Genomic DNA, 24993 nt, shown 5'->3' with positions numbered 1-24993 from the left:
CGGGCAGCGAACGGCGACTTGACGGTTCCGGTACACGTCCGACTCGGCATCGCGGCACCGCGCAGCCCCCTCCACTGCGCGGTGCCGCCCGCGCAGCTTTGCTCACGCGAATTACCTTGGTCTGAACTTACGTGACAGGTGGGACGGATGTGAACCGTCGCCGATAACGATGTGGAAACCGTGGGAGAACTGCGAGTGAACTGAGCGGATAAATGCCCTGTTTCATCCGTTTCATCAGGGGGTCGGCTTCCGGACATCGAAGAGATGGCGGGAGCTGTGCGCCACGAACGGCCCCTCCTTCTCGATCCGCTCGTGCAGGGAGCGCAGTTGGGGCTCGTACGCCTCGACGGTGAAGCCGGGGACCATCCAGACGACCTTGCGCAGGAAGTGCACCACGGCTGCGATGTCATGGAACTCCATCCGCAGCCGCTCCGCCCGCAGGTCCACGACCTCCAGCCCCGCCGCCCGGGCGTCCTTGCGCTCCCGCTCGGGATCACGGCCGCCGCGCACCTCGTCCGGCTGACGCCCGAGGAAGTACTCGACCAGCTCGAACACACTGCTGGGCCCGACATGCTGGGCGAAGTACGTACCACCGGGCCGCAGCACCCGGGCGATCTCCGCCCAGTCCGGCCGCACCGGGTGCCGGCTGAGCACCAGGTCGAAGGCCGCGTCGGCGAACGGCAGCGGCGCGTCGTCCGGTGCGGCGACGACCACCACACCCCGCGGGCGCAGCAGAGCGGTGGCCTTGGCGACGTTCGGCGGCCAGCCCTCCGTGGCCGCGATCAGCACCGGTCCGGCCTCCCCCGCCCCGCCCAGGGCGAAGCCGAGCACCTCACCGCCCCCGGTCTGGATGTCCAGCGCCGCCTCGGCCCGGGCCAGCCGCTCCCCCGCCGACCGTGCGTACCCCCAGGACGGCCGCGCCTCGGTGGCCCGCCCCTCGAACCACGAGAAGTCCCATCCCTCGGTCGGCACGGCGGCACCCTCGGCAACCAGCTGTTCATAGGAGCGGTTCTCTGTCATGAACGCCATGGTCGCAGGGCGTTGTCGGTCGGGCCTGCTAATTTCCGCGCACATGACGACCTCTGCGGCCGGCCACACCGCCGGTGAGAAGGACATCCTGCACGCGAGCCTGGACCGGCACCGGGACGCCGTGCTCTGGAAACTGGCCGGGCTGGACGACGAGCAGCTGCGCCGGCCGATGACGCCGACCGGGACGACCCTGCTCGGCCTGGTCAAGCATCTGGCCTCGGTGGAGTACGGCTGGCTCGTGGAGACGTTCGGGCGCGAGGGAGAACCCCTGTGGTTCGACCCGTACAAGGACGAGGACATGAGTGTGGCCCCCGGCGAGACGACGGAGCAGATCGTCGCCTTCTACGGCCGCGCCCGCGCCGCCGCCGACCGCACGATCACCGAGCTGCCCCTGGACGCTCCGGGCCGCCCCGCCTGGCGCGACGTCTCCGTCTCGCTGCGCTGGACCCTCGTCCACATGATCGAGGAGACGGCCCGGCACGCCGGACACATGGACATCCTGCGTGAGCTGATCGACGGGGCGACCGGCGACCACCGCCCGGTCACCGAGGACTAGGAACCGGGGGTGCCCCGACGCCCGCGATCGGCGTCGGGGCCGTCACCCGCGATCCTCGGGAGCCGGGCCGCCGAGCACCAGCAGAACGTGCTCGTCCTCCCCGTGCCGGACCGTGCCGGCGCGTTCGAAGCCGTGCTTCTCCAGCAGACGGACGGAGGCGGTGTTGCCGGAGAACGGGTCGGCGTACAGGGGCCGTACCGGCTCCAGCTCCAGGAAGAGGCCGAGGGCACGGGTGCCGACACCGCGGGCCCAGTACGGCCGCCCCAGCCAGTAGCCGATGTACCGCTGCCCGTCCTGCGTCCAGGAGACGACACTGCCGGCCGCCTCGCCGTCGACGGTGACCGTCCGCACGAGGCAGTCGGGATCGCCGAGCACGCGCTCCCGCCAGTGTCTGAGGAAGGCGTCCCGCGGCCGGGGGGCGAACCTCGACCGCCGGACGGCTTCCGGGTCCTGCTCGTAGTCGTGGAAGACGTGGAGGTCGTCGTCCGTCACGTCCCGCAGACGCACATCGCCGTGTTCGTCGGTCATGCGCTGCAGTGTGGCAGCAGCCACTGACAACACCCCGCGTCCCACCCGGCCTCCCCTACGGCACCAGGGGCCGGACCTCCTCCGCGACGAAGCGCACGAAGCCCTCCGGGTCGGGCTCGTCCCCCGTCGGCTGCAGGACGACGGTGTCGGCACCGGCCTCGGCCAGCCGCTGCACCGCCTTGGCCACGGCACCCGCGTCCCCCGCGACCCCGAGGCCGGGGACCGACTCCAGCCCCTCGGCGGTGAGTTCGAAGCGCAGCCGGGCCGCGGCGTCGGCCCCGGTCGCGGCCAGCAGATAGACGACGACCCGGTGCGGCTCGGTGCGCCCCGCGTCCCGACGCCCCTCGTCGATGATCCGCCGGGCCTCCCGTACGCCCTCCGACGAGGTGGAGGCGGTGAGCAGGGTGCCGTCGGCCTTGGCGCCGGAGAGGCGGAGCGTACGGACTCCGGTGGCGCCCGCCAGCACGTCGACCGGCTGCTCCGGCGGCCAGTCGAGGCCGACGTCGTCCAGCCGGACGTACCGGCCGCTCACGCTGAGCCGCTCCCCGCGCAACAGGGCGCGCAGGGCGTCGAGATGCTCCCCCAGCAGGGTGAGGGGCGAGGCGGCCCGCGCCCCGACCTGCCCCATCCAGTCCTGCACACCGTGGCCCACGGTCAGGACGGCCCGGCCCGGGAACATGCGCTCCAGTGACGCCGCCTCCATGGCGGTGACGGCCACGTTCCTGAGCGGCACGGGCATCAGCCCGACACCCACCCGCACCCGCTCGGTCCACGCGAGAGCGGCGGCGGCCGTGGAGATCCCGCCCTCCCGGAAGCAGTCCTCCCACAACCAGAGTTCTTCGAGCCCTGTGGTGTCCGCGAGCCGGGCCACCGCGCGGAGCCGCTCGGGGGGAAGCTGGGGTCGGAATACGGCACCAATTCCAGTCATGGGGCCTTCCTAGCCATCGACCGGGGTCACGCAAACTCGATCACACGCGCGGCGGGTCACCGATGGGCGGTGACGGGTACGGTCGCCTCGACCGGGAGAGGGCGGAGGTGGCCGGGCATGGGTCGGCGCTGGCGGGACGGGCGGGGCAAGCTGGTCGTGCGACGGACGGACGGAACCCCGGTCCCGCTCCCCCTGGAGATCGCGGCCTCGTACCGCGCCCGGACGAAGGGGCTGCTGGGCCGGGACTCGGTCGACGGGGTGATGCTGCTGTCGCCGGCCGGCGGGGTGCACACCTTCCGGATGCGGATGGCGATCGACGTCGCCTATCTCGATCGCCGGCTGCGGGTCATCGCCGTACGCACCATGAAGCCGGGCCGGCTGGGCAGGCCGAGGCTGCGGGCGCGGCATGTGCTGGAGGCGGAGGCCGGGGCGATGAACGGGTGGGGGCTGACGGTGGGGGCGGTGGTCGACGTCGAGCCGGAGGGCGGTGCGTCCTGATGGCCGGCCGTCGGCCCGGGGCCGTTGTCAGTGGGGCGGCATAGCATCCGGGCATGCGAGCATCTGGGACGTTCAAGGTTGCGGAGTTCACCCCGGCCGAGGTCGCCGGGCCGGTGGTCGAGACGGCGGTGCCCGTCGGGGTGGCCACGATGCGCAAACAGTACGAGGGTGAGGTCAGCGGGGTGTCGGCCACGCTGTTCACCGCCGCGTACGACCAGGCCACTGCCACCGGCACCTATGTCGCCATGGAGTCCTTCGAGGGATCCCTCCACGGCTCGGCCGGCTCCTTCAACTTCGCCCACTCGGCGACGACCCTGGGGGAAGGCCGCGAGTCCGAGTTCTTCGTGATCGTGCCGGGGAGCGGGACGGGGGCGCTGGCCGGGATCCGAGGGGCCGGCGGCATGGCGATCGAGGCGGACGGCACCCATCGGATCTGGTTCGACTACGAGGTGGGTGAGTAGGCGGCTCACTGCTGCGTGCGCGGGAACGAGACCTCCACCCGCCGGTTCTTCTTCCGGCCCTCCTCCGTCGAGTTGTCGGCGATCGGGTACTGCTCGCCGTAGCCGCGTACGTCGAAGGTGATGTCGGCGCTGTTCAGGTCCTGGTCCAGGACCGCCTGCACGGCGTTGGCGCGCTGCTTGGACAGGATGTCGCCGTGGGCCGAGGAGCCGAGGTTGTCGGTGAAGCCGAAGACGCGGACCTGGCTCGCGTTCTGCTTCCTGATCTCCTCGGCGATCGTCGCGATGCGGGCCTTGGCCTCCCCGCCGAGCTTGGCGCTGTCCTTGCCGAACAGCACCTCGGCCTGGAGGGCGAACGTCACGTCCGCGTTGGTGTCCTCACGCCGCTCGTCCCCGCTCTGGTCTTCCACGACCGACTTGATGTCCAGCACCTTGGGCTGAGCGAGGGTGGCGCCCTCGGGGAGCTTGAGGTCGGGGTCGGTGGGGTCGATCTTCACGGGGGCGGTGGCGGAGGGTTCGGTGACCGGGGGGTTGCTCGGGTCGGTGTCGTCGGCCTGGGCGGCGGTGAGGTTGGTGGCGGCGAGGAGGGCTGCGGTGGTGATGGTGAGGGTGAGGCGGGGTGTGGTGGTCACTTTGGCCTCACCCTGAGATTTTGACGGTGGCGGCCGAGAAGGTCGGCAGCTGGAACTCCACCTCGGAGACGTCCGTCGGAGGTGCCGGGAACTGCATGAACACCGCCAGGTTCTGACCGGCCTTGAGCGTCGAGAAGCCGGTGGTGGTCAGTGGACGCCCCTCCGTGTCACGCAGGACGTAGTACCGCTTCTTGCCCTGGGGGTCGACCAGCGTGGCACCGCCGAGAGATCTGCCGTTCCTGATGATCTCGGTCTCGTTGCCGCTCAGCGCAGAGGGGATGACAGCGCTGTTCGCGCCGTCGTTCTTCAAATTACCGTTCACCGTGACGAATCCACCGGCATCCCGCTGAGCGGAGGTGATCTGAAGGAGCAGGCCGTCCGAGCCCTTCAGTTCGGCCAACGGAGTCTCCGACTGCCCCTCTTGGGTACTCGGGTTCGCTCCACCGGACGCGGAGGCGGACGCCGTGTGGTCCGGCTTCTTGGCGTCATCGCCGCCACCACCGCAGCCGGCCACGCCGAGGGCCAGACCAGCCGCGACAGCCAGCGCGACCATCCCCCTGGTGGCCTTCTCTGTGACCCGAATGCTCATGACTCTGCTTCCTTCTTTACGTCAGTCAGCCAGATGGACGTCGAAAAGATCCTCGGGCCCCGGGAGGTCGGTGAGGTCGTCCGGATTCAGATCCCAGTCCCGGTCCTTGCAGGTGAGTTGCGGCAGCGTCTTGCCCCCCGCGCCCTCCCCGGGGAGTTCGAACGTGCAGAGGGGTTCGATCACGGCTCTGGCTGACGCGGTCGAGTGGAAGTTCTCGGACCCGGGAACGACGGATTCTCCGACGGACTCGTCGGCCCTGGCCGTGACCGTGACGGTGAGCGGATCCGGCGAGTCGCACTGTGCCTGGGCCTTGTTCTGCGCCGCGAGTTGATCCGCGCGCCAGCACGATGGTTCGAGCGGCACCTTGCCCTGGAAGTCGTCCTTCCATTTGGTCGGGTCGAGGACGTCCTCCACCCATTTCGCCGCGAGTTGGTTTCGCCTGTTCTGTGCGGCGGCGAGCGCAGCAGCATCAGCAGCGGTCTGGGCACCACTCCGGTTGACCGCGGCCTGGCCGACGGCAAGGTAGGCCAACGCAAGAAAGAGCAGACCTGCCACCACCGTGATGTAGATGGGGAAGGCCTGCCCTGAATCGCGATACCGGCGGGGGCGGATCAGCCGCCGGTGACTTCGGCGATCTTCGTCGTGATCGCGTCGTAGATCGACTGACCGATGCTCGTACCCGTGATCGCCAACACGATCGCCACGACCACCGCGATGATGCCGAGGTACTCCACCGCGGTCTGCCCCTTGTCGCTGCGGGCAACTCGGGCCTGCAGATACGCGACGGTGGTGTTGAACCAGTTGCTCATGGTGGTCCCCTTCGGGCTCGCCTCCGATCCGGAAAACGTATGCGGGGACACGGCACCCGCGAGAGGGCCCTCGGACCCAACCCCGGACCCAATCCACCTCACGCCACCCCCAGCCACTTCGCAGCCGCCTGCGACCTGCTCGTGCTCTGGAGCTTGGCGAAGATGCGGTTGATGTGGTTCTTGACCGTCTTCTCGCTGATGAAGCAGGCCGCGGCGATCTGCTGGTTGGTCATGCCGGACGCGATGAGGTCCATGATCTCCGCCTCCCTGGCACTCAGTTGGAACCGCGACCGAAACGACTGTCCCACATCGGATTGCATGTGCGAAAGCTTTTGAGGCGGAATCCCGCCGAGAAGAGTTGAGAGTTGGGGTTCCGCGTGTGCAGGTGCACTTGCCTGAAAATGAGTCAGTAACGCCTTCGCCGCCCCCGGAGTCACATGCGGCCGTCCCTCCCGCACATCCCGTACCGCCCTCACCAGCTGCTCCGCCGTGAACTCCCCGTGCACCAGATATCCCCCCGCCCCCAGCCGCAGAGCCTCCTGCACGGTGTCCGTCTCGTGGCTGTAGGTGAGCATCATGACGGGAGCCAGCCGGACCAGGTGGGGCAACGCCGAGATTCCGTCGACGCCGGGCATGCGGACGTCGAGGAGGATCACGTCGGGGCGGTGCCGCAGTGCCGCCTCGTACGCCTCGCGGCCGTCCGCCGCCTCGGCCACCACGGTGGTGTCCTCGCGGTCGGAGAGAAGGGCCGTGAGGCCGGCACGGATCACGGGGTTGTCGTCGGCCACCACGAGGCGCAGCGGGACCGTGGCGGTGGGCGCCGGGAAGGAGTCCGGGCCCGGCGGGTTCAGGTACTGCATCGGGTGCCTCCTCTCAGGTTTCGCGGGACGAAGGATCGACGGTGAGGGCGCGCAGCGGCAGTTCCACCCGGACCTCGGTACCCCGCTCGTGCTCCCCTCGCCCGACACGGATCCGGGCCCCCGCCGAGGCCGCGCGCTCGACCATGCCCAGCAGGCCGAAGTGGCCGGAGCGGCGGAGCTGTTCGAGGGTGGTGCCGGGGGGCAGGCCGCTCCCGTCGTCGTGGATCGCCAGGCGGAGCAGGTCACCGTCGATCCCCACGGTGAGGTCCACCCGGGTCGCCGAGGCGTGGCGGTGGGTGTTCTCCAGCGCCTCCGTGGCGATGGCGAGGAGATGGCGGGCGAAGGGCGGGGGCACGGGCGGAACGGGGATGCCGTTCAGCGGCCGGCAGGACGCCGGTATGCCCGTACGGGACGTGAAGTCGGCTGTGCGTGCGCTCAGTTCCGTCCACAGATCCGCCGGCCTCGCCGCAGCCGTCTCGTCCCGGCGCAGGTCCTCCAGCAGTTCCCGCGACTCCGCGGCCGCCCGGCGTGCCGAGCGGGCCACCAGTTCGGCCTGCTGCCGGATGCGGGCCGGGTCGGGAGCGTCGGCGGACGCCGTCGTCGCCAGGCCGTCGGCCGCCAGGGCCACGCCGAACAGGGTCTTGGCCACCGAGTCGTGCATCTCGCGGGCCAGCCGGGCCCGTTCCGCGTGCACCGCCTCCGTCGCCGCCAGGCGGGCCTGGACCGCCGTGAGGGCCTGGGTGGCCGCGCCGAAGCGGAGCATCAGGTTGCGCAGGGTCGACCCCATCGCACCGGCGACGACGCACAGGCCGGGCAGGAGGAGCGACTCGGCCACGGCTGTCCGGCCGTCGGACTTCAGGGTCGCGTGGACCAGGAGCAGGATCAGCGACTGCAGGGAGGCGAAGCAGGCCGCGCCCCGCCAGCCGTAGACCAGGCCCGCCAGCAGCGGGGTGCACACGCTGACGTAGGCGAGGGTGGTGTCCGGGCCCGCCGAGATCAGGAGGAGGGACCCGAAGAGGGTGTCGGCCGCGAGCAGGCTGGGGTGGCGCAGGAGCAGGGGGCCGAAGCGCTCCCAGTCGCGGAAGAGGACGTACGACACCATGAAGGTGACGACCACCGCCGCTCCGACCAGGCGGACGCCCAGGCCCGGGGCCGCGTTGAGGAGGGCCGCGGGGGCGGCCACGACGATCATCGCCAGCCGGAAGCCGAAGACCTGGCGGCACATCGCCTGCAGGGCCCGGATCTGGATCTTCTCGGAGGGTTCGGGGACCGGAGCCTCCGCCCGGGACGCGCCGGACATCCGCACCGTCCGCACCATCCTGAACAGCCGGGACAGCCGGAGCGGCACCGACGGCCGTTGCGGGCGGCGGCGCTCGAACCACGCCCGCCATCCCCTCCCCGGCCCCCTGAGGGCCGGGCGCCTGCCCGGCCGCTCCGTCGCTCCCATCGTCGTCACCCGCCGCTCACCTCCCGGTGAGCGAGCCGAAGTCCACGCCGGAGCCCAGCAGCAGGCCCGCACCCAGCAGGAGCATCGTCGCCGGGACCATGAACGTGGTGATCATCAGCGTGGCCTTGGGGACCGCGCGGGCGGCCTTGCGGCGGGCGTTCTGGGCGTCCGTCCGGCGCATGTCCTTGGCGAGGGAGACGAGCGTGTCGACGATCGGGGCGCCGAGTTCCTCGCCCTGCTGGAGCGCGGTGACGAACATGGCCACCTGCTCCGAGTCGTTGCGGCGGCGCAGTTCCGCGAAGGCCTGGCGGCGGCTCATGCCGAGGTCCATCTGGCGCAGCGTGATGCGCAGTTCGTCCGCCCACGGGCCCTCGTAGCGCGAAGCCACCCGGTCCAGGGCCTGGCGGAAGCCCAGTCCGGCGCTGACCACCACCGCCAGCACGTCCAGGAAGTCCGGCAGCGTCCGTTCGATCACGTCCTTGCGGACGCGGATCGCCGACCAGATGCCGACCTCCGTCCAGAACGCGCCGAAGAGCAGCAGCAGGAGGGCCACGAACCACTGCCCCCGCAGCAGGAACACCAGGAAGCCGACTCCGCCGAGGGCGCCGTACACCGCGCGGCGGGCGGCGTAGCGGTCGATGGTCAGGCCGCCGGGGTTGCCCGCGAGGTCGATCCTGCGGCGGTACTTGGCGACCAGGCGGGGGCCCATCAGGCGCAGTACCGCGGGGGCGTAGCGCATGCCCATGCGGTCGATGACGGAGCCCACCGCGCCGGTGCGGGTGGCGCCGACCTCCAGGGCGAGCGCCAGGTCACCGGGGAGTTCGGCGTCAGCGCGGTACATCCGGATGCCGGCGAAGACGCCCCAGACGCCGAGTCCCATGAGGAGTGCGTACAGGAATCCCATCAGGTCAGGCCCCTCACACGTCGATCCGGCTCATGCGGCGGATGAGGACGAAGCCGACGGCGTACATCGCGAAGGCGATGATGACGCAGGCCTGGCCGACCGGCGAGCCGGTCATCCGCTCCAGGGCGCCGTCCTTGACCCCGTTCATCAGGAACAGGGCGCCGACGCCGAGGACGGGGACGGCGTACGACGTCATGGTCACCTGGGAGAGCTGGGTGCGGATCTCGCGCCGGGTCTCCTTGCGCTCCTCCAGCGTCTCGGTCAGGTTCCGCAGTGCCGAGACCACCTGGCCGCCCGCGCGGTTGGAGAGGACCAGCGTCGTCACGAGGACGACCAGCTCGCGGGAGGGAAGGCGTTCGGCCAGTTCACCGAGGGCGTCGTCCAGGGAGTGGCCGATCGCCAACTGGCTGGAGACCTTGCCCAGTTCCTCGCCCGCCGGTGCCTCCAGCTCCTCGGCGGCCATGCCGATCGCGGTGCGCAGGGCGAGGCCGGCCTGGGTGGCGTTGGCCAGGATGCGGGCCAGTTCGGGGAGTTGGTTGATGAAGCGCTCGATGCGTTTCTGCCGTTGCCAGTTGAGGAACTGAACCGCCGCCCAGAGGCCGAGCAGACCGGCGAGCGGGCCGAAGAAGGGGGCCAGGGAGGCCTGGCCGATCAGCCAGAGCGCGGCGATCGCGGCGAGCATGTAGGCGAAGAACTCGCCCGGGGTGACGTCCAGACCGGTGGCCGCCAGCCGCAGCTCCAGCTTCCGGCCCAGTGCCGTACGGCGCAGCCGGCGGTCGAGGTTGCGGAAGCGGCGCCTGCGGCCGGTCGCCGGTGCCTGGCCGGTGGACGACAACCGCTGCACCAGCTCGGCGCGCTGGGCCCGGCCGGCCGCGTAGGTGTGCACTCCGACGACGGCCAGGACGCAGGTCAGCAGGGCGACACCGGTGGTGAGCTGGACGAGGGTGTGGAGTTCCATGGTCCTACCTGGCTTCTCGGGTGGCGAGCTGGTCCGCGGAGTGGGCGACACCGAAGGCCTGCGGGATGGGCTGGCCCGCCATGAAGAGCCGGTCGGCGGTACGGCGTGGCAGCGGGAAGTACTCGAAGGCGCCGTACACCCGGCCGTCCGGCGTCATGGGCCGGGCGTGGAAGCGGGCCACGGACGCCAGCCGGTACGGCTCGCCGCCGTGGCTGTCGAGCAGGGCGATCTCGGTGATGCGGCGGACGCCGTCGGCGAACCGGGTGAGCTGGACGAGGACGTCGACAGCGCTGTTGATCTGGTCGTGCAGGGCCACGAAGGGCACCTCGACGTCGGACATGGAGGCGAGGGTCTGCAGCCGGGTGAGCGCGTCCTCGGCGCTGTTGGCGTGGACCGTGGCGAGGGAGCCGTCGTGGCCCGTGGACATCGCCTGGAGCATGTCGAGGGACTCGCCGCCGCGGACCTCGCCGACGACGATCCGGTCGGGTCGCATGCGCAGCGAGTTGCGGACCAGGTCGCGGATGGTGACCTGGCCCTTGCCCTCGACGTTCGGCGGCCGTGACTCCAGCCGGACCACATGGGTCTGCTGGAGCTGGAGTTCGGCCGAGTCCTCGATGGTGATGATGCGCTCGTGCGCCGGGATCAGCCCGGAGAGGGCGTTGAGCAGGGTCGTCTTGCCGGTGCCGGTCGCCCCGGAGACGATGATGTTGAACTTCGCCTGCACCAGCCCCGCCAGCAGGTACACCATGTGCTCGTCGAGCGAGCCGAAGCCGATCAGTTCCTGCAGGGTGAAGGAGCGCGGGAAGCGGCGGATGGTGAGGGTGGGGCCGGTCAGCGACAGCGGCGGGATGATGACGTTGACGCGCTCGCCGGAGGGGAGCCGGGCGTCCACCATCGGGTTCGACTCGTCGACCCGGCGGTTGACCGTGGACACGATCCGCTCGATGGTCTGCATCAGCTGGTCCGCCGAGGCGAAGCGGATCGGCAGCTGTTCGACCCGGCCGCTGCGCTCCACGAAGACCGCGTCCGGTCCGTTCACCATGATCTCGGTGACCGACGCGTCCTCCAGCAGCGGCTCCAGGATGCCGAGGCCGAGCGCCTCGTCCACCACCCGGCGGATCAGCTGGGAGCGTTCGGCCGTCGACAGCACCGGGCCCTCGCGGCTGATGATGTGCCCGAGCACCCGCTCCAGCCGCGCCCTGCGCTCGGCGGCGGCCAGCGAACTCATCTCGGCGAGGTCGATCTCCTCCAGCAGCTTGGCCCGGTAGGAGGCGACCAGATGCCCGTCCTCGCCCCGGCTGCCGTGCTCCTCGGGGGAGTTGATGCGTGCCCGCAGACTCATGGGTCGGCAACTCCTCGTTCAGTGGTCGAGCGGCATGGTGGCGGTCCGGTGGGCGTCGCCGAAGTCCCAGACGACCCGGGGGATGTGGACGGTGGCGGTGACCGTGACCGAGTCGCCCCCTTCGGCGGCCGAGCAGCGCACCGTGATCCCGGCGCTGACCGCCTCCGCGCACGCCTGCTGCGCGTCCTGCCGCAGCGACGCGGCCCGTGCCCCCGCCCGGGCCGCCGTGCCGGCCTGCTCGGCGGCGTAGGCGACGGCCCCGATCTGGATGCCGGCCAGGCCGACGATCAGCAGGACCGGGACGAACCCGAGGTACTCGACGGCGACCTGTCCCGCATCGCGGCGGCGACGGCGCGGCTTCCCGGATACCGCAGGCATCTCAGCGCTTCACCTCCTCCACGGCACCGGCGTGTCCGTGCACCGTGACGGGGAAGTCGATCGAGCCGGGGAAGAGGACGGGAACCTTCAGCGCCACGTCGGCGGTCACGTATCCGGTCCCCCCGCACTGCTCCACCCTGGCTCCCCCTCGCCACGCCCCCGACAGGTCCTTCAGCGCGGCCTGCTCGCACGCGCCGAACCGCTCGCCCCGAGGAGCCGCCGTCCCCGCCCGTACGCCCTCGTCCGCAGCATTCCCCGCGAGCGTGTACGCGTACCCCACGAGCACGCACTGCCACATGAGCACCAGCGTCAGGATGATCAGCGGCGTCATCCCGAGGAACTCGATGCTGACCTGTCCCCGGTCGCCTCCCGGCCGTCTGCGCAACGCTCACTCCTTCCGCCGCCGGAAGCCGACCGCCCCCCGGCCGCTCCCGCGATGGGACGCCTCGGGTGCCTTCGCCAGGCCCAGCTCGTCGGCGAGGGCCCACAGGGCCTGTTTCACCGTGCTCCTGCCGTCGAGCTCGTGCAGGCGTCCCGCGTCCACGACCCCCTGCAGCTCCTTGAAGTTGGCGGGTACGGCGGTGCGCGCCACCGCCGTACCGGTGATCCGCTGCACCAGCGCGGGCTGGATCTCCGTGCTCCGGGTGTGCCGGTTGACGACGACCGTCGTCTCCTCGGCCTTGCGGATCTGCAGCCGGTCCCACATGCGCACGGTCCGCTTGGCGGCGCGTACGGCGACCACGTCCGGGGTGGTCACCAGCAGGGCGGTGTCGGCCGACTCCACCGCGGCCGCGTTCGCCGCGCCGAGCTGGGCCCCGCAGTCCACCACGACGACCTCGTAGCGGGAGCGCAGGGCGCTCACGATCTGGCGGGCGGCCCGGTCGGTGACCTCCTCGCCGCGTTCGCCCTCGCCGGGGGCGAGGAGCAGGGCGATGCCGGTGTCGTGGCGGAAGACGGCGTCGGCGAGGACGCGTGGGGAGATGTCGCTGATGGCGGCGAGGTCGACGACCGAGCGGCGGAACTGGACGTCCAGGTAGGAGGCGATGTCGCCGGTCTGCAGGTCGAGGTCGACCAGGGCGGTGGACCGGCCGGAGGCCTGGGCGGCGAGCGCGAGCTGGATCGCGGCCAGGGTCGCGCCGACGCCTCCCTTGGCGCCGCTGACCGTGACGACCGTACCGCCGGCCCCGCCGAACACGTCGGAGCCGCGGCCGAGATGACGGCGTACGCCGGTGGACCACTGGGCGACGGCCTGGACGCGGCTGGCGAGTTCCTCGTACGCCAGCGGGAGCGCGACCAGGCCGCGGGCGCCGGAGTCCATGGCGGCGGCGAACAGGCCGGGGCTCGCGTCGGTGCTGACGAGGATGACGCCGACGGCCGGGAAGCGCAGGGCGACCTCGCGGATCAGCTCCAGCGCCGGGACGGGGCCGATGTGTTCGTGTACGACGACGACCTCGGGCAGTTCGTCCACCGACTCGGCGGCGAGGCGGGCGAGGGTGTCGACCAGCTGGGTGGAGTCACCGACGGGCGGCTGCGGTTCGGCGTCGGGGAGCTGGCTGAGCAGCGTGGTGAGGGAGCGGACGGCGTCCGGGTCCGCACCGGCCGGGAGGATCCTGGTGGGCATGCGGGCCGCCTCTCACTTGTCCGTCGCGAGTTCGTAGGTGCGGTCCTTGTCCGGGACGCTGGTCTCGCTGCCGGGCGCCACCAGCGCGAGCCGGACCCGCTGGGCGAAGGACTCGGCGTAGGTGATCCGCTGGGCGTCGAGGGTGGACAGCGCGAAGGTGATGGGGACGGCCTCGGTGGGCTGCTGGTTCTTGTCGCGGTCGGGGTCGAGCGCGGTGATCTGGCCGACGTCGAGGACCCGGGCGTTGGTGACGATGATCTTCGACTGGTCCGGGTCGCCCTCCTTCTTCCCCTCGAAGGTGGCGTACACGTTGACCCGAGACCCCGGGGTGATCTTGCCGGCGACTCCGGTCGCCGCGTCGATCATGATGGCGACCTCCTGCTGGCCGGGCTGGAGGGCCGGCTGGTCGACGACCATGTCGGTCTGCAGCAGGGAGCCGGCGCGCAGGGTGGTCACGGCGATCTTGCCCTGGATCTGCCGGAGGTCGGTGACGGCATTGCCGGACAGCCACCGCTTCGGCATCTTGATCTTCTCGAACTGGCCCGTGTTCAGCGCGGTGTACGGCTTCACGTCGGACCTGACCCGATAGGCGCTGACCTCGGGCCCGACCTTGGACTGGACGTCGTCGACGACGGAGAGCACGCCGGCGAACGCGCCGAGAGCGCACAGGACAGACAGGATCAGGAGTATCACGCCGCGGCGCTGACGGGAGTTCATGAACCGTGCAACCTCATTGGGGGAATCGGTCGAGCGGGATGTGAGTGACGTCCGTGCGGGTCAGGCGGGCGTTCGTTGTTCCAGAGCACGGGGCGCGGGAGGCTCGTACACGGGCGGGGTGGCCGAGCAGAACACGCACAGGTCGCCGATGACGTCGAGGCCGCACCAGTGGCATCTGGACTGCCGTACCGAGGTCACCAGTTGGTACAGGACCGACAGGTCGGCGAGATGGCCGCAGAACTCGACCAGCCGCCCGGTCCCCCACCATCGCGAGGACTCGGCGGGCAACGGCGCCTCCCGCAGCCCGTACGGACCCCACTCCTCGGCGAGCCCGGCGATCCAGTCCGTCTGGAGCTGTCCCTTGGCGACGAGCATCCATGTGCTGAACTCTGGTCCCTTGAGTGTGGCACCGGGTGCGACCTTGACGAGCTGCGGATCGGGATGGGCGACGACGGCGAACTGGCTGCCCGGCACCCATGACTTGGCGTGCGCCTTGAGCCCGACGGGCACCCGGTCGAGCCGGGCGACCGACCCGAGGACGGCACCGGCGTGGACGTAGTGGGTGAGCAGCCGCCCGGCGGAGGCCAGCACACCCGGGCTGAGGTCGCAGGAGGCGAGCTGCCGCAGCTGCCGGGCCAGGACGGCCGTGCCGAGCGGGGGCAGTTCGGGCCGGAAGAAGGCGATGCGATCGCTCTCCAGCAACGACCGCAGGGTGTACAGCCGCCGCACCACCGGCTCCGGAGCGGCCTGGGAGCACACGACCACGACATATCCGTACTGCTCGATCAGGGCGTGGAGTTCGGTGAGGGCGTGATCCAGCGGGCGCTGGTCGAGGTCGCGCAGCACGGCGGCGGGCATGGTCCGTTCGTCCTGCGCCGGCAGTGCCATGTCGGCACTGGTCACGGCAATGACAGTTGGCACGCGCAGCTCCCCGCTCTTCACACCCTTCGGCCCACCGGCGTAACTCCAATGCGCCAGGACGACTTCATTGCGTGACTACCTGAGCACTGTATCCACGCCCCGATGACCGGAGAACAGCGTTTGTGTAGCTCGTGCGGAACTCTCTGGGCACAAGTCCCGCCAAAACCGGACAGGTTGAGCGGATGAACTTCTCGGCGACGGAGATGGTTTTGGTCTGGACCTCTTGACAGTGAGATTGGTCTGGACCAACTTGTAGGCCAACGGTGGCCACCGTCCCTCACCCCTCTCCCCGCAGACTCCCCACCGGAGGCCCCAGTGGACCGCGCACCAGGCATGCCCAGACGCAGAGGACGGATCGCGATGTGGTCCGCCGCCACCGCCCTCGCCCTCTCACTGGCGGGCCTCACCGCAACCCCCGCGTCCGCAACGGACGTCAACAACGTCAAGAACGCCGGCTACGAGTCGGGCCTGACCAACTGGACCTGCACGGCGGGCAGCGGCACGACGGTCTCGTCCCCGGTCCACGGCGGCTCGTCGGCCCTGAAGGCGACCCCGGCCGGCCAGGACAACGCCCAGTGCACCCAGTCCGTGGCGGTGAAGCCCAACTCCACCTACACGCTGAGCGCGTGGGTGCAGGGCGGCTACTCCTACCTGGGCGTGACCGGCACCGGCACGACGGACGTCTCGACGTGGACGCCGGATTCGTCCTCGTGGAAGCAGCTGTCGACGACGTTCACGACCGGCTCGTCGACGACGTCGGTCACGGTGTACACGCACGGCTGGTACGGCCAGGCCGCGTACTACGCGGACGACGTCTCGGTCTACGGCCCGGACGGGGGCGGTGGCGGCGACCCGGCCCCCACCGTGCCGTCCACGCCTTCCGGCCTCTCGGTCTCCGGTACGACCTCCTCCTCGGTGGCGCTGTCATGGTCCGCGGTGTCGGGCGCGACCGGCTACAACGTCTACCGGGGCGGCACGAAGGTGACGGCGGTGACCGGCACATCGGCCACGATCACCGGCCTGTCGGCGTCGACGTCGTACTCCTTCCAGGTCACGGCGACGAACTCGGCGGGGGAGTCGGCGAAGTCGGCGGCGGTGACGGGAACGACGACATCCGGCAGCACCGGCGGAGGCGGCGGGAATCTCCCCAAGCACGCCGTGACGGGCTACTGGCAGAACTTCAACAACGGCGCGACGGTCCAGAAGATCTCGGACGTCCCCTCGGCCTACGACATCATCGCGGTGGCCTTCGCGGACGCGACCTCGACGCCGGGTGCGGTGTCGTTCAACCTGGACTCGGCGGGCCTCGGCGGCTACACGGTCGACCAGTTCAAGGCGGACATCAAGGCCAAGCAGGCGGCCGGCAAGAAGGTCGTCGTCTCCATTGGCGGCCAGAACGGCACGGTGTCGATCAACGACTCCACGTCGGCGGCGAACTTCGCGAACTCCGTCTACTCCCTGATGCAGACGTACGGCTTCGACGGCGTCGACATCGACCTGGAGAACGGCCTGAACGCGACCTACATGACGCAGGCGCTGCGCTCCCTGTCGTCGAAGGCGGGCTCGTCGCTGATCATCACGATGGCCCCGCAGACGATCGACATGCAGTCGACGTCGAACTCCTACTTCCAGACGGCGTTGAATGTGAAGGACATCCTGACCGTCGTCAACATGCAGTACTACAACAGCGGTTCCATGCTGGGCTGCGACGGCAAGGTGTACTCGCAGGGTTCGGTGGACTTCCTCACCGCCCTCGCCTGCATCCAGCTGGAGGGCGGCCTCTCCCCGTCCCAGGTGGGCCTCGGCCTGCCGGCGTCGACGAGCGGGGCGGGCAGCGGGTACGTGTCGCCGACCGTCGTGAACAACGCGCTGGACTGCCTGGCGAAGGGCACGGGGTGTGGTTCGTTCAAGCCGTCGAAGACGTACCCGGACCTGCGGGGCGCGATGACCTGGTCGACGAACTGGGACGCGGCTTCGGGGAACGCGTGGTCGAACTCGGTGGGGGCGCATGTGCACGGGATGCCGTAGCGGGGGGTTCTTGAGCCTCTCCGACTTCTCGGCGTGAGGACGCCCGGGCCCGATGGGGTCCGGGCGTCCTCGTATGCGGGTCTCTGCCGACGGACACATTCGGCCAAAGGGCCTCCACTGTGCCAAGTACCGCGTTGCTTCCGGCAACGTACCGATGTGATGATCCCGGGCATGGCTGATCACGGGGGTGGCGCCGACTCGTCGGGGCCGATACGCAGGTCGCGGCTGGCGGAGTATGCGGAGCCGGCCGACGCGGACGCATCTCCTGTGACTCCTGCTTCCTCCGAGGCAGAGGACATCGCACGCAGGCGCCGTGAGTTCGCTGCTGTGCTGGGCGAGTTCCGCCGTACGGCAGTGCTGCTACCCGTCGATGCGGAGGAGACCCCACTGACCGCCGACTACGGCGGCATCCGCTGGATCCTGGCCTTCTCGAACGAGTCGGCGCTTGCCCGGTTCGCGATCGCGAGGGGTGAGGGCGAGCGGGAGTGGGCGTATCAGCGGGTGCTGGGCGCCAGGCTGCTGGACGCGGCCGTGCCCGCTGTCGGGGTGCCGTGCGGCGTGGCCCTGGATGCAGCCAGTGGGGCTGAAGGGGTGCTGTTCCCGCCGGTGTCGGGGATCGTGCCGGACTCGGTGGCCGTGGACGTGAGGATTGGGGAGGCACCGCAGTGAGCGGGGGCGAAGGCGGCAAGGACATCCGGGCCGCAGGACTGGACGAGATCGCGAAGGGCATCACCCAGACGCTCGCCGAGCTGAAGGAGCTGGGCGTCGACAGTCTGGCCGGCGTGGGCCGTGGCTTCTCGAATCTGGAACTGTCCGGGCTCCAACTCGGACATGAGGGCCTGACATCCAAGTTCAAGTCCTACTGCGAGCGTTGGGAGTGGGGTGTGCGCGCCCTGGTGGTGGAGGGCAACACCTTCGCGGAGGACGTGGGTCTGTCGGCGGGCACCTTGTACGAGACGGACCAGTACGTCGGCGGCGCGCTGAAGGTCGGCTTCAACTCGGTGGTGGGCAACCCGTACGCGTCCGAGGAGGACGTCGAGAAGATGAGCTGGGGCCAACTCTCACAGGGCAGTGCCGACGCCCTCACCCACCCCGACTACAGCGGGGCGTCCTTCGACGAGGCCTGGCAGCACAGCAAGCAGAGCTTCAAGGACGCCGGGCGCGACGTCCTGACCGGATCGGTGGGGCTGCCGCCGGGCGTGACCATGGACGACATCAACCGGGCCACCGGGAACAGCGACGACTACAACCGCATGCTCGACGACACGTGGGGCCCGTCCCCCGAGGAGCGCGCCCGGGCGGCCGAGCAGCGGGGTGAGGGCTGATGGGGCTCGGTGACCTGACCAACGACCTCATCGGTGGTGCCGGGCACGTCATCGACTCCGGCAAGAAGTTCGTCGGAGAGGGCATCGACAAAGGCACCGACCTCATCGGTGCGGGCCTGGACAAGGCCGGTGCCCACGGCTGGGCGGACAAGGTCGAGAACTGGGGTGACGGGGCTGCATCCGCTCTGGGCGCCACCCCGGGCGAGCAGCAGCTCGGCGAGAGCGACGACCCGACCGACCTGGTGCACGGCAACGCGAAGGACATCCTGGCCACCGCCCAACACCTGAAGGACTTCCACAAGGCGTTCAACAACGTCGGCCAGGGCATGCGGAAGCTGGACTCCTCGCAGTGGCAGGGCGAGGCGGCGGAGACGTTCCGCGAGAAGTTCGCGATGCACCCGGTGAAGTGGCTGCATGCGGCGGACGCCTGCTCCAAGGCGGCAGCCGCCCTGGAGACGTACGCGGAGACGGTCACCTGGGCGCAGAAGCAGGCCAAGGACGCGATCGACCTGTACAAGGCGGGCACGGAGGCCTCCAAGAATGCGGCGACCGCGTACAAGAAGAAGGCCGACGCGTACAAAGCCGCGGTCGCATCTGGTGACAAGGACCCCGGCCCGAGCCCCGGTGACTTCCACGACCCCGGCACCGCCGACCGCAAACGGGCCGACGAGATCCTGGACGAGGCCCGCAAGCAGCGCAACACCGCTGCCGACACCGCCGCCAAGGCCGTCGACACGGCCCTCGCGCACGCCCCCGCCGAACCACCCCCGCTGACCCGGCTCAAGGTGGACGCGGCCGACGGCTTCGACGCGTTCAACACCGAGGCCGTCCACTTCGGCGGTGGCGCCGTAAAGGGCCTCTCGGGCCTGATGAACATGGCCCGCAGCGCCAACCCACTGGAGCCGTACAACCTCGCCCACCCCGCCGAGGCCCTCCAGCACCAGGCGATGACCCTGGCCGGCCTCGTCTCCGGCGTCACGCATCCGGAACGCACGCTGAAGCAGAACCTGGGCGACTTCATCAAGGATCCGGCCGAGTTCGGGGGACGGTTCGCTCCCCAGGTGCTGCTGACAGATGGGTTGGGGGTGGAGGCGAACGGGGTTCGGGCTGCGGCTGGGGAAAGGGCGGCGGCCGGGGACGCGGCAAGGGCAGCCATGAAGCGCGAGGGCGAGGCAGGTGCCGGGGAAGAGGCCGGGAACGCCGCCCGGCAGGCCGTGACCGATGACCCGTCGGCGCCCTCCCACGAGCAGAACAGCACGGTGAGCAAGGGCACCGACCCGATCAACCTCGCCACCGGCAAGATGTACCTGCCGCAGACGGACGTCACCCTCCCCGGGGTACTCCCCCTGGTCCTGAAGCGGCGAGTGGAGTCCGGCTACCACCTGGGCCGCTGGTTCGGCCCGTCCTGGTCCTCCACGTTGGACCAGCGCCTGGAGATCGACGCCGAGGGAGTCGTCTTCGTCACGGAGGACGGCCTGCTCCTGGCGTACCCGCACCCGGCTCCCGGCTTGCCGACCCTCCCGAGCCATGGCCCCCGCTGGCCCCTGGACCGTGTGGACGACGGCTACACGATCACGGACACGGGTACACACCGCACCTGGCACTTCGCCGACCGGGGCGAAAGCCTGGCGGTGCTGGAGCAGATGGACGACCGCAACGGCAATTGGATCACCTTCGAGTACGACGCGGAGGGCACTCCGCTGGCGGTGGTCTCCAGCAGTGGCCAGACTGTCCGCGTCACCACGGATTCCGGCCGCGTCACGGCTTTCCACCTGGCCACGACCGGTGAGGAGCTGAAGCGATACGGCTACACGGACGGCAACCTCACGGAGGTCTACAACTCCTCAGGCCTGCCTCTCCGTTTCACGTACGACGAGGCCGGCCGGATCACTTCCTGGACGGACACGAACGACCGCGGCTACAGGTACGAGTACGACGACCGGGACCGCTGCACAGCCGAGGGCGGCTCGGCGGGCCACATGACCCTGCGTCTGTCGTACGGGGAGCCGGACCCGGAAACCGGCCTGCGGACGACGACGGTGACGACGGGTGAGGGCCATACCCGCCGCTACCTGGTCAACGACATCTGGCAGGTGGTCGCGGAGATCGACGCCCTGGGTGCCACCACCCGCTACCACCGCGACCGCTACCACCGTCTGCTCTCCCAGACGGACCCGCTGGGCCACACGACGACGTTGCGCTACGACGACGAGGGCAACCTGACGTCGGTGGTCCGCCCGGACGGCCGCGAGGCGAGGGCGGAGTACAACGCACTCGGCCTGCCGGTGAAGGTGGTCAACCCGGACGGCACGACCGTACGCCAGACGTACGACGACCACGGCAACCGCACGTCGGTGACGGACGCGGCGGACCAGACGACCCACTTCACGTACACGGAGGCGGGCCACCTCACCTCCGTGACCGACCCACTCGGCAACACGACAAGGGTCGTCTGCGACCGCGCAGGCCTCCCCCTGGAGATCACGGACCCACTGGGCGCGACCACCCGCTACGAGCGGGACGCCCTGGGCCGCCCGACGGCGATCACGGACCCCGTCGGCGCTACGACGTCGCTGGAGTGGTCGACCGAGGGCCACTTGACCCGCCGCACGGCCCCGGACGGCACGACGGAGACGTGGACGTACGACGGCGAGGGCAACTGCACCAGCCACACCGACCCGATCGGCGGCGTCTCCCGCTTCGAGTACACCCACTTCGACCTGCTGACGGCACGCACGGGCCCGGACGGGGTCCGCTACGAGTTCGACCACGACAGCGAACTGCGCCTGACGAAGGTCACCAACCCGCAGGGCCTGACGTGGACGTACGAGTACGACGCTGCGGGCCGCCTGATGACGGAGACGGACTTCGACGACCGCACCCTGACGTACGCGTACGACCCCGCAGGTCGTCTCACCTCCCGGAGAAATGTTCTCGGGGAGGTGGTGTCTTTCGAGCGGAACGAACTGGGCCAGGTGATCCGCAAGGACACGGCCGACCAGATCACGACGTACGCCTACGACTTCACGGACCAGCTGGCGCAGGCAACAGGCTCCGACGGCACCACCCTCACCCTCCTCCGTGACCGCTACGGCCGCCTGCACTCGGAGACGGTCAACGGCCGCCCCCTGACGTGCACCTACGACGCCCTGGGCCGCCGCACCAGCCGCACGACCCCCACAGGCGCCACCACCACCTGGTCGTACGACGCCGTGGGCCGTCGCACTGGCATGGTGGCCTCGGGCCGCGCCATCGACTGCACGTACGACGAGGCAGGCCGCGAACTGACCCGTCGCTTTGACGGAACGATCGCGTGGGAGCACACCTTCGACGCACTGGGCCGCCTGACGACCCAGTCGGTGACAGGTGTCGAGGGCCGGACCGTCCAACACCGGGCGTACACCTACCGCGCCGACGGCAACCTGATCGGCATCGACGACCAGCTCACCGGCTCCCGCCGCTTCGACCTGGACGCGGCAGGCCGGGTGACGGCGGTACATGCGGCGGGCTGGACGGAGCGGTACGCGTACGACGAGGCGGGCAACCAGACGCAGGCAACCTGGCCGGCCAACCACCCCGGCCAGGAGGCAGTCGGCCCCCGCACCTACACAGGCACCCGCATCACACGCGCCGGCAACGTCCGCTACGAACACGACGCCCTGGGCCGCATCACCCTCCGTCAGAAAACCCGCCTGTCCCGCAAGCCGGACACCTGGCGCTACGAATGGGACGCCGAGGACCGCCTCACCGCGGTGACAACCCCGGACGGCACCCGCTGGCACTACACCTACGACCCTCTGGGCCGCCGCACCGCGAAACTCCGCCTCGCTGCAGACGGCGAAACGATCGTCGAACGGGTCGACTTCACCTGGGACGGCACCACCCTCTGCGAACAGACCACGACATCCCCCGACCTCCCCAACCCGGTCACCCTCACCTGGGACCACCAGGGCCTACGCCCCATCGCCCAAACAGAACGCATCACAGCGGCCGACACACCCCAGGACGAGATCGACTCCCGCTTCTTCGCCATCGTCACCGACCTGGTCGGCACCCCCAGCGAACTCATCGACGAACACGGCGACATCGCCTGGCACACCCGCAGCACTCTTTGGGGCACCACAGCCTGGAACACAGGCGCCACCGGCTACACCCCGCTCCGCTTCCCTGGTCAGTACTACGACCCCGAAACCGGCCTCCACTACAACTACTTCCGCCACTACGACTCTGAGTCCGCTCGGTACCTCACCCCTGACCCACTCGGGCTCACCCCCGCCCCCAACCCATCCTCATACGTGGCAAATCCACTTGTATGGACGGACCGCTTGGGGTTGGCACCGGACTATCCCAAGGGCGAGAAGGACAATCCGTTCGATCGCCGGGAGGAAGCAGAGCGGGCAGCCTTCGAAGCAGCAGGCGTACCCTATGGGGCCGTCCCTGACGCGGAATGGGTTGTTACGGACGTCAAATACCTGGCCCACATGCCCGGATATTTCTACTCCGATAACGTTACCCACCTGGGAAAGTTCCGGCAATTCGAGACACCAAGCGGATCTCGAGTCATTGTGGAGCACACATTCGACAAAGCCGGCCCTCATTTCCATGCAGGACAGCCAAAAATCGACCCGACGAGAACAGGAGTAAATTTCGGCTGGGACAACTCACCTGGAGACTTCTTCCGGTACAAAGACTCCTGGCAGCGGTATGATGCCATCGACAAGCCTGGCGGCGATCATCACTTCTTCTACAAGTACGGCTGGGGCTCATGATGGGAACACACGAAACGACCGAAGACGGCGAGATCGACTGGGAGTCAACGATCCGAAAATGCGGCCTCGAAATATCGCAAATTCCCCCAATCTCAGGCTCCTTGGATCCCGAGGTCGCGACCCTTGCAGTATCGAGCGGGAATGTCCGACCTGCCGTCACGGTGACAAAGAAGGAAAACTCCCTCAGCATCCTTGACACGCGGTGGCAGGAAGTGGCAGCACCGCTTTTCACCTCGCACGGCGGAGAATTCTTGATCATACTGTGGGGGCCGGGGTCGCTCAGAAAGGGATGGTTCCGCGTGCACGAGCCCAAGAATCTCGGAGCAGGATTGCCCTCCCGCGTCTGTGCCGTCATCGGCAGGCCAGAATTCTGCTGCCTCTCCCTCGACGGCAAAGCGCTGTACGCAGTCACAGCCGAACAGGGCGAATACTGGATCGTCACCCACGAGTTCAAATCTCAATGATCAGGAGTTCACCGAAACAAGCCGCTGACAGGATTCATCAAGGCCGCGAGGGAGTAGCACCCCACCCGAAAAGCGGCGACATTGCGAAATTCCTATAGAATCCACTGCAATAGATTCACTGCCCCTTCAGCGGCGACCGCCGTGACTGAATTCCGGTGACACAAGACGAAGGAGAATACGAGACGCCATCGCGATTCCGCCCGCTGCATGGCACCACATAAGTCGTGTTCTAGCCTGACAGCTCCTTCTGGACATTCCGCTCCTGTGTCGGCGGACAGTGACCCTACTGCCTCGTGGGCCACCGTCCCCACCCCGGCTCACTCCTCGGCGAACAGGTCCGCCGCATCCGTGGCATGCACAGCTCGCTGGGCCCAGACCTCGAGTTGGTCCAGGTCGGCGCAGGCGCTCACTCGTTCGCGGACGGCTTCGGGTACCGGGATGCCGCGCCACTCCAGGATGCGGAGCGTCATCTCCTGTCGATCCTGGATACGCCCCTCCTCGCGTACTTGCTCGGCCAGTGGGTGTCGCCAGAAGTACTGGATCGCCGTCATCAGGTCCCTCCACATCTGCTTCGCCTGGGGGTCGGCCAGGCATGAGTCGACGAACTGCACGAAGACCGCGGCACTGTCGGGGTCGATGGTCCGCAGGGCGGAGGCCAGGGACTCCAGTATGGCCGGAGCCTGCGGGCCGCGCCCGTGTGTCATGGCCGAGAGCACCGCAAGGGGGACGTCCCGCTCCGCCTGCCGTTCACTCGTGATCACCGGCACGTTGTCCGGGCCCAGCACCAGCGGACGCACCGTCAGTGAATGCCAGTCTCGGAAGCCGAGCTGGATCGGGCGCGACGCCCACTTGGCCGTGGCGCTGCTCTGGGTGATGACGATGAGTACGGGCTCGCAGCGGTACTTCTCGTAGAGGTAGGAGAGGTAGTAGGGCCAGCTGCCCCGCTTGCGGTCGTCCACCTTCCCCTGCGACTCCACCACAAGGAGATACGTGCCCTCGTCCGTCTCCGCCCGCAACAACGTGTCCACCCGCCGCTCGACCGGTTCGATCTCGGTGAGGTCCACGTTCAGCGCCGCGATCTCGTGAGGTTCGGGGAAGGGCACGTGCAGCACCCGCTGTAACGCCCTCGTCAGCAGCGCCGGGTCCTTCTGGAAGATCCGGTGCAGCGCCTCATGCGACGAGCCGACCATCAGCTCTCCTTACGTTCTAGGTGGGTTGGTTTCGGTCACTCG

Annotated in this window: 26 protein-coding genes; 8 read left to right on the top strand and 18 right to left on the bottom strand. The window is 69.5% G+C overall.

Annotated elements, in window-relative coordinates; genetic code table 11:
• Window positions 1-234: 234 nt before the first annotated feature.
• The gene (locus tag FB157_RS33095; RefSeq protein WP_145884357.1) at window positions 235-1020 is read right to left on the bottom strand and encodes a methyltransferase domain-containing protein; all 786 of its coding nucleotides are present in this window, start codon (window positions 1018-1020) and stop codon (window positions 235-237) included.
• 52 nt (window positions 1021-1072) lie between these two features.
• Here FB157_RS33095 and FB157_RS33090 point away from each other — a divergent pair, with 52 nt between their 5' ends.
• The gene (locus FB157_RS33090) at window positions 1073-1585 is read left to right on the top strand and encodes a DinB family protein (RefSeq protein ID WP_145884356.1); all 513 of its coding nucleotides are present in this window, start codon (window positions 1073-1075) and stop codon (window positions 1583-1585) included.
• Window positions 1586-1627: 42 nt separating this feature from the next.
• Here the strand turns inward: FB157_RS33090 and FB157_RS33085 are convergent, their stop codons facing one another.
• Both FB157_RS33085 and FB157_RS33080 read right to left on the bottom strand, forming a co-directional pair.
• Window positions 1628-2113: a GNAT family N-acetyltransferase gene (locus FB157_RS33085; protein ID WP_145884355.1), complete on the bottom strand. Its 486-nt coding sequence runs from the start codon at window positions 2111-2113 to the stop codon at window positions 1628-1630.
• Between the two features lie 55 nt (window positions 2114-2168).
• Window positions 2169-3041: an LLM class flavin-dependent oxidoreductase gene (locus tag FB157_RS33080; RefSeq protein WP_145884354.1), complete on the bottom strand. Its 873-nt coding sequence runs from the start codon at window positions 3039-3041 to the stop codon at window positions 2169-2171.
• A 117-nt stretch (window positions 3042-3158) separates the two neighbouring features.
• Between FB157_RS33080 and FB157_RS33075 the strand changes: the two genes are divergently transcribed.
• Together FB157_RS33075 and FB157_RS33070 are read left to right on the top strand one after the other, a co-directional pair.
• Entirely contained in the window at window positions 3159-3539 is a 381-nt protein-coding gene (locus tag FB157_RS33075; RefSeq protein ID WP_145884353.1) for a DUF192 domain-containing protein, read from the top strand.
• 53 nt (window positions 3540-3592) lie between these two features.
• On the top strand, window positions 3593-4000 hold the full coding sequence (locus FB157_RS33070) for a DUF3224 domain-containing protein (protein ID WP_145884352.1): 408 nt from the start codon (window positions 3593-3595) through the stop codon (window positions 3998-4000).
• Window positions 4001-4005: 5 nt separating this feature from the next.
• Here FB157_RS33070 and FB157_RS33065 read toward each other — a convergent pair whose 3' ends face one another.
• From FB157_RS33065 to FB157_RS33000, 14 genes are all read right to left on the bottom strand, one after another.
• Window positions 4006-4629, bottom strand: coding sequence for an OmpA family protein (locus tag FB157_RS33065; RefSeq protein ID WP_145884351.1), 624 nt, complete (start codon window positions 4627-4629; stop codon window positions 4006-4008).
• 7 nt (window positions 4630-4636) lie between these two features.
• A complete protein-coding gene (locus FB157_RS33060) occupies window positions 4637-5218 on the bottom strand; it encodes a hypothetical protein (RefSeq protein WP_145884350.1) in 582 nt (193 codons plus the stop codon).
• Window positions 5219-5239: 21 nt separating this feature from the next.
• Entirely contained in the window at window positions 5240-5830 is a 591-nt protein-coding gene (locus tag FB157_RS33055; RefSeq protein WP_145884473.1) for a pilus assembly protein TadG-related protein, read from the bottom strand.
• Window positions 5830-6027, bottom strand: a complete 198-nt coding sequence (locus FB157_RS33050; protein ID WP_097252666.1) for a Flp family type IVb pilin — start codon at window positions 6025-6027, stop codon at window positions 5830-5832. The genes FB157_RS33055 and FB157_RS33050 overlap by 1 nt, the downstream gene beginning before the upstream one ends.
• A 98-nt stretch (window positions 6028-6125) precedes the next feature.
• Complete coding sequence (locus FB157_RS33045; RefSeq protein WP_145884349.1) at window positions 6126-6887, bottom strand: response regulator transcription factor; 762 nt, start codon at window positions 6885-6887, stop codon at window positions 6126-6128.
• Window positions 6888-6900: 13 nt separating this feature from the next.
• The gene (locus FB157_RS33040) at window positions 6901-8187 is read right to left on the bottom strand and encodes a sensor histidine kinase (protein ID WP_261386709.1); all 1287 of its coding nucleotides are present in this window, start codon (window positions 8185-8187) and stop codon (window positions 6901-6903) included.
• Between the two features lie 163 nt (window positions 8188-8350).
• Window positions 8351-9238 carry a DUF5936 domain-containing protein gene (locus FB157_RS33035; protein ID WP_145884348.1) on the bottom strand — a complete coding sequence of 296 codons (888 nt, stop codon included), beginning with the start codon at window positions 9236-9238 and terminating at the stop codon, window positions 8351-8353.
• A 13-nt stretch (window positions 9239-9251) separates the two neighbouring features.
• Entirely contained in the window at window positions 9252-10196 is a 945-nt protein-coding gene (locus FB157_RS33030) for a type II secretion system F family protein (RefSeq protein WP_145884347.1), read from the bottom strand.
• 4 nt (window positions 10197-10200) lie between these two features.
• Window positions 10201-11538: a CpaF family protein gene (locus tag FB157_RS33025; protein WP_145884346.1), complete on the bottom strand. Its 1338-nt coding sequence runs from the start codon at window positions 11536-11538 to the stop codon at window positions 10201-10203.
• Window positions 11539-11556: 18 nt separating this feature from the next.
• The gene (locus FB157_RS33020) at window positions 11557-11916 is read right to left on the bottom strand and encodes a TadE/TadG family type IV pilus assembly protein (protein ID WP_145884345.1); all 360 of its coding nucleotides are present in this window, start codon (window positions 11914-11916) and stop codon (window positions 11557-11559) included.
• A gap of 1 nt (window position 11917) precedes the next feature.
• On the bottom strand, window positions 11918-12301 hold the full coding sequence (locus FB157_RS33015; protein ID WP_145884344.1) for a TadE family protein: 384 nt from the start codon (window positions 12299-12301) through the stop codon (window positions 11918-11920).
• 3 nt (window positions 12302-12304) lie between these two features.
• Window positions 12305-13537 carry an AAA family ATPase gene (locus FB157_RS33010; RefSeq protein WP_145884343.1) on the bottom strand — a complete coding sequence of 411 codons (1233 nt, stop codon included), beginning with the start codon at window positions 13535-13537 and terminating at the stop codon, window positions 12305-12307.
• A gap of 12 nt (window positions 13538-13549) precedes the next feature.
• Window positions 13550-14254, bottom strand: coding sequence for a Flp pilus assembly protein CpaB (gene cpaB / locus FB157_RS33005; RefSeq protein WP_145884342.1), 705 nt, complete (start codon window positions 14252-14254; stop codon window positions 13550-13552).
• Window positions 14255-14314: 60 nt separating this feature from the next.
• A complete protein-coding gene (locus tag FB157_RS33000; RefSeq protein WP_186581796.1) occupies window positions 14315-15157 on the bottom strand; it encodes a hypothetical protein in 843 nt (280 codons plus the stop codon).
• Window positions 15158-15508: 351 nt separating this feature from the next.
• On the opposite strand from FB157_RS33000, the gene FB157_RS32990 reads away from it, so the two are divergent.
• The 5 genes from FB157_RS32990 (at window position 15509) to FB157_RS32970 (ending at window position 23761) form a co-directional block, all read left to right on the top strand.
• A complete protein-coding gene (locus FB157_RS32990; protein ID WP_145884340.1) occupies window positions 15509-17203 on the top strand; it encodes a chitinase in 1695 nt (564 codons plus the stop codon).
• Window positions 17204-17374: 171 nt separating this feature from the next.
• Entirely contained in the window at window positions 17375-17872 is a 498-nt protein-coding gene (locus tag FB157_RS32985; RefSeq protein WP_145884339.1) for a hypothetical protein, read from the top strand.
• Complete coding sequence (locus FB157_RS32980) at window positions 17869-18528, top strand: hypothetical protein (protein ID WP_145884338.1); 660 nt, start codon at window positions 17869-17871, stop codon at window positions 18526-18528. The genes FB157_RS32985 and FB157_RS32980 overlap by 4 nt, the downstream gene beginning before the upstream one ends.
• Complete coding sequence (locus FB157_RS32975) at window positions 18528-23297, top strand: putative T7SS-secreted protein (protein ID WP_145884337.1); 4770 nt, start codon at window positions 18528-18530, stop codon at window positions 23295-23297. Before FB157_RS32980 ends, FB157_RS32975 begins: the two co-directional genes overlap by 1 nt.
• Window positions 23294-23761: a hypothetical protein gene (locus FB157_RS32970; RefSeq protein ID WP_145884336.1), complete on the top strand. Its 468-nt coding sequence runs from the start codon at window positions 23294-23296 to the stop codon at window positions 23759-23761. Before FB157_RS32975 ends, FB157_RS32970 begins: the two co-directional genes overlap by 4 nt.
• 317 nt (window positions 23762-24078) lie before the next feature.
• On the opposite strand, the gene FB157_RS32965 is transcribed toward FB157_RS32970, so the two are convergent.
• Window positions 24079-24951, bottom strand: a complete 873-nt coding sequence (locus FB157_RS32965) for a hypothetical protein (protein ID WP_145884335.1) — start codon at window positions 24949-24951, stop codon at window positions 24079-24081.
• Between the last annotated feature and the right edge of the window lie 42 nt (window positions 24952-24993).

The sequence above is a fragment of the Streptomyces sp. BK340 genome, assembly GCF_007827595.1.
In the GTDB taxonomy this organism is placed as follows: domain Bacteria; phylum Actinomycetota; class Actinomycetes; order Streptomycetales; family Streptomycetaceae; genus Streptomyces.
This window is presented reverse-complemented; position numbering and strand designations above follow the sequence as displayed.

What these genes read in the sequence shown, in the direction of transcription:
- FB157_RS33095 (WP_145884357.1), bottom strand. Translation starts at nt 1,020, where the DNA reads ATGACAGAGAACCGCTCCTATGAACAGCTGGTTGCCGAGGGTGCCGCC.
- FB157_RS33090 (WP_145884356.1), top strand. Translation starts at nt 1,073, where the DNA reads ATGACGACCTCTGCGGCCGGCCACACCGCCGGTGAGAAGGACATCCTG.
- FB157_RS33085 (WP_145884355.1), bottom strand. Translation starts at nt 2,113, where the DNA reads ATGACCGACGAACACGGCGATGTGCGTCTGCGGGACGTGACGGACGAC.
- FB157_RS33080 (WP_145884354.1), bottom strand. Translation starts at nt 3,041, where the DNA reads ATGACTGGAATTGGTGCCGTATTCCGACCCCAGCTTCCCCCCGAGCGG.
- FB157_RS33075 (WP_145884353.1), top strand. Translation starts at nt 3,159, where the DNA reads ATGGGTCGGCGCTGGCGGGACGGGCGGGGCAAGCTGGTCGTGCGACGG.
- FB157_RS33070 (WP_145884352.1), top strand. Translation starts at nt 3,593, where the DNA reads ATGCGAGCATCTGGGACGTTCAAGGTTGCGGAGTTCACCCCGGCCGAG.
- FB157_RS33060 (WP_145884350.1), bottom strand. Translation starts at nt 5,218, where the DNA reads ATGAGCATTCGGGTCACAGAGAAGGCCACCAGGGGGATGGTCGCGCTG.
- FB157_RS33050 (WP_097252666.1), bottom strand. Translation starts at nt 6,027, where the DNA reads ATGAGCAACTGGTTCAACACCACCGTCGCGTATCTGCAGGCCCGAGTT.
- FB157_RS33045 (WP_145884349.1), bottom strand. Translation starts at nt 6,887, where the DNA reads ATGCAGTACCTGAACCCGCCGGGCCCGGACTCCTTCCCGGCGCCCACC.
- FB157_RS33040 (WP_261386709.1), bottom strand. Translation starts at nt 8,187, where the DNA reads ATGTCCGGCGCGTCCCGGGCGGAGGCTCCGGTCCCCGAACCCTCCGAG.
- FB157_RS33035 (WP_145884348.1), bottom strand. Translation starts at nt 9,238, where the DNA reads ATGGGATTCCTGTACGCACTCCTCATGGGACTCGGCGTCTGGGGCGTC.
- FB157_RS33030 (WP_145884347.1), bottom strand. Translation starts at nt 10,196, where the DNA reads ATGGAACTCCACACCCTCGTCCAGCTCACCACCGGTGTCGCCCTGCTG.
- FB157_RS33025 (WP_145884346.1), bottom strand. Translation starts at nt 11,538, where the DNA reads ATGAGTCTGCGGGCACGCATCAACTCCCCCGAGGAGCACGGCAGCCGG.
- FB157_RS33020 (WP_145884345.1), bottom strand. Translation starts at nt 11,916, where the DNA reads ATGCCTGCGGTATCCGGGAAGCCGCGCCGTCGCCGCCGCGATGCGGGA.
- FB157_RS33010 (WP_145884343.1), bottom strand. Translation starts at nt 13,537, where the DNA reads ATGCCCACCAGGATCCTCCCGGCCGGTGCGGACCCGGACGCCGTCCGC.
- cpaB (WP_145884342.1), bottom strand. Translation starts at nt 14,254, where the DNA reads ATGAACTCCCGTCAGCGCCGCGGCGTGATACTCCTGATCCTGTCTGTC.
- FB157_RS32990 (WP_145884340.1), top strand. Translation starts at nt 15,509, where the DNA reads ATGCCCAGACGCAGAGGACGGATCGCGATGTGGTCCGCCGCCACCGCC.
- FB157_RS32985 (WP_145884339.1), top strand. Translation starts at nt 17,375, where the DNA reads ATGGCTGATCACGGGGGTGGCGCCGACTCGTCGGGGCCGATACGCAGG.
- FB157_RS32975 (WP_145884337.1), top strand. Translation starts at nt 18,528, where the DNA reads ATGGGGCTCGGTGACCTGACCAACGACCTCATCGGTGGTGCCGGGCAC.
- FB157_RS32970 (WP_145884336.1), top strand. Translation starts at nt 23,294, where the DNA reads ATGATGGGAACACACGAAACGACCGAAGACGGCGAGATCGACTGGGAG.
- FB157_RS32965 (WP_145884335.1), bottom strand. Translation starts at nt 24,951, where the DNA reads ATGGTCGGCTCGTCGCATGAGGCGCTGCACCGGATCTTCCAGAAGGAC.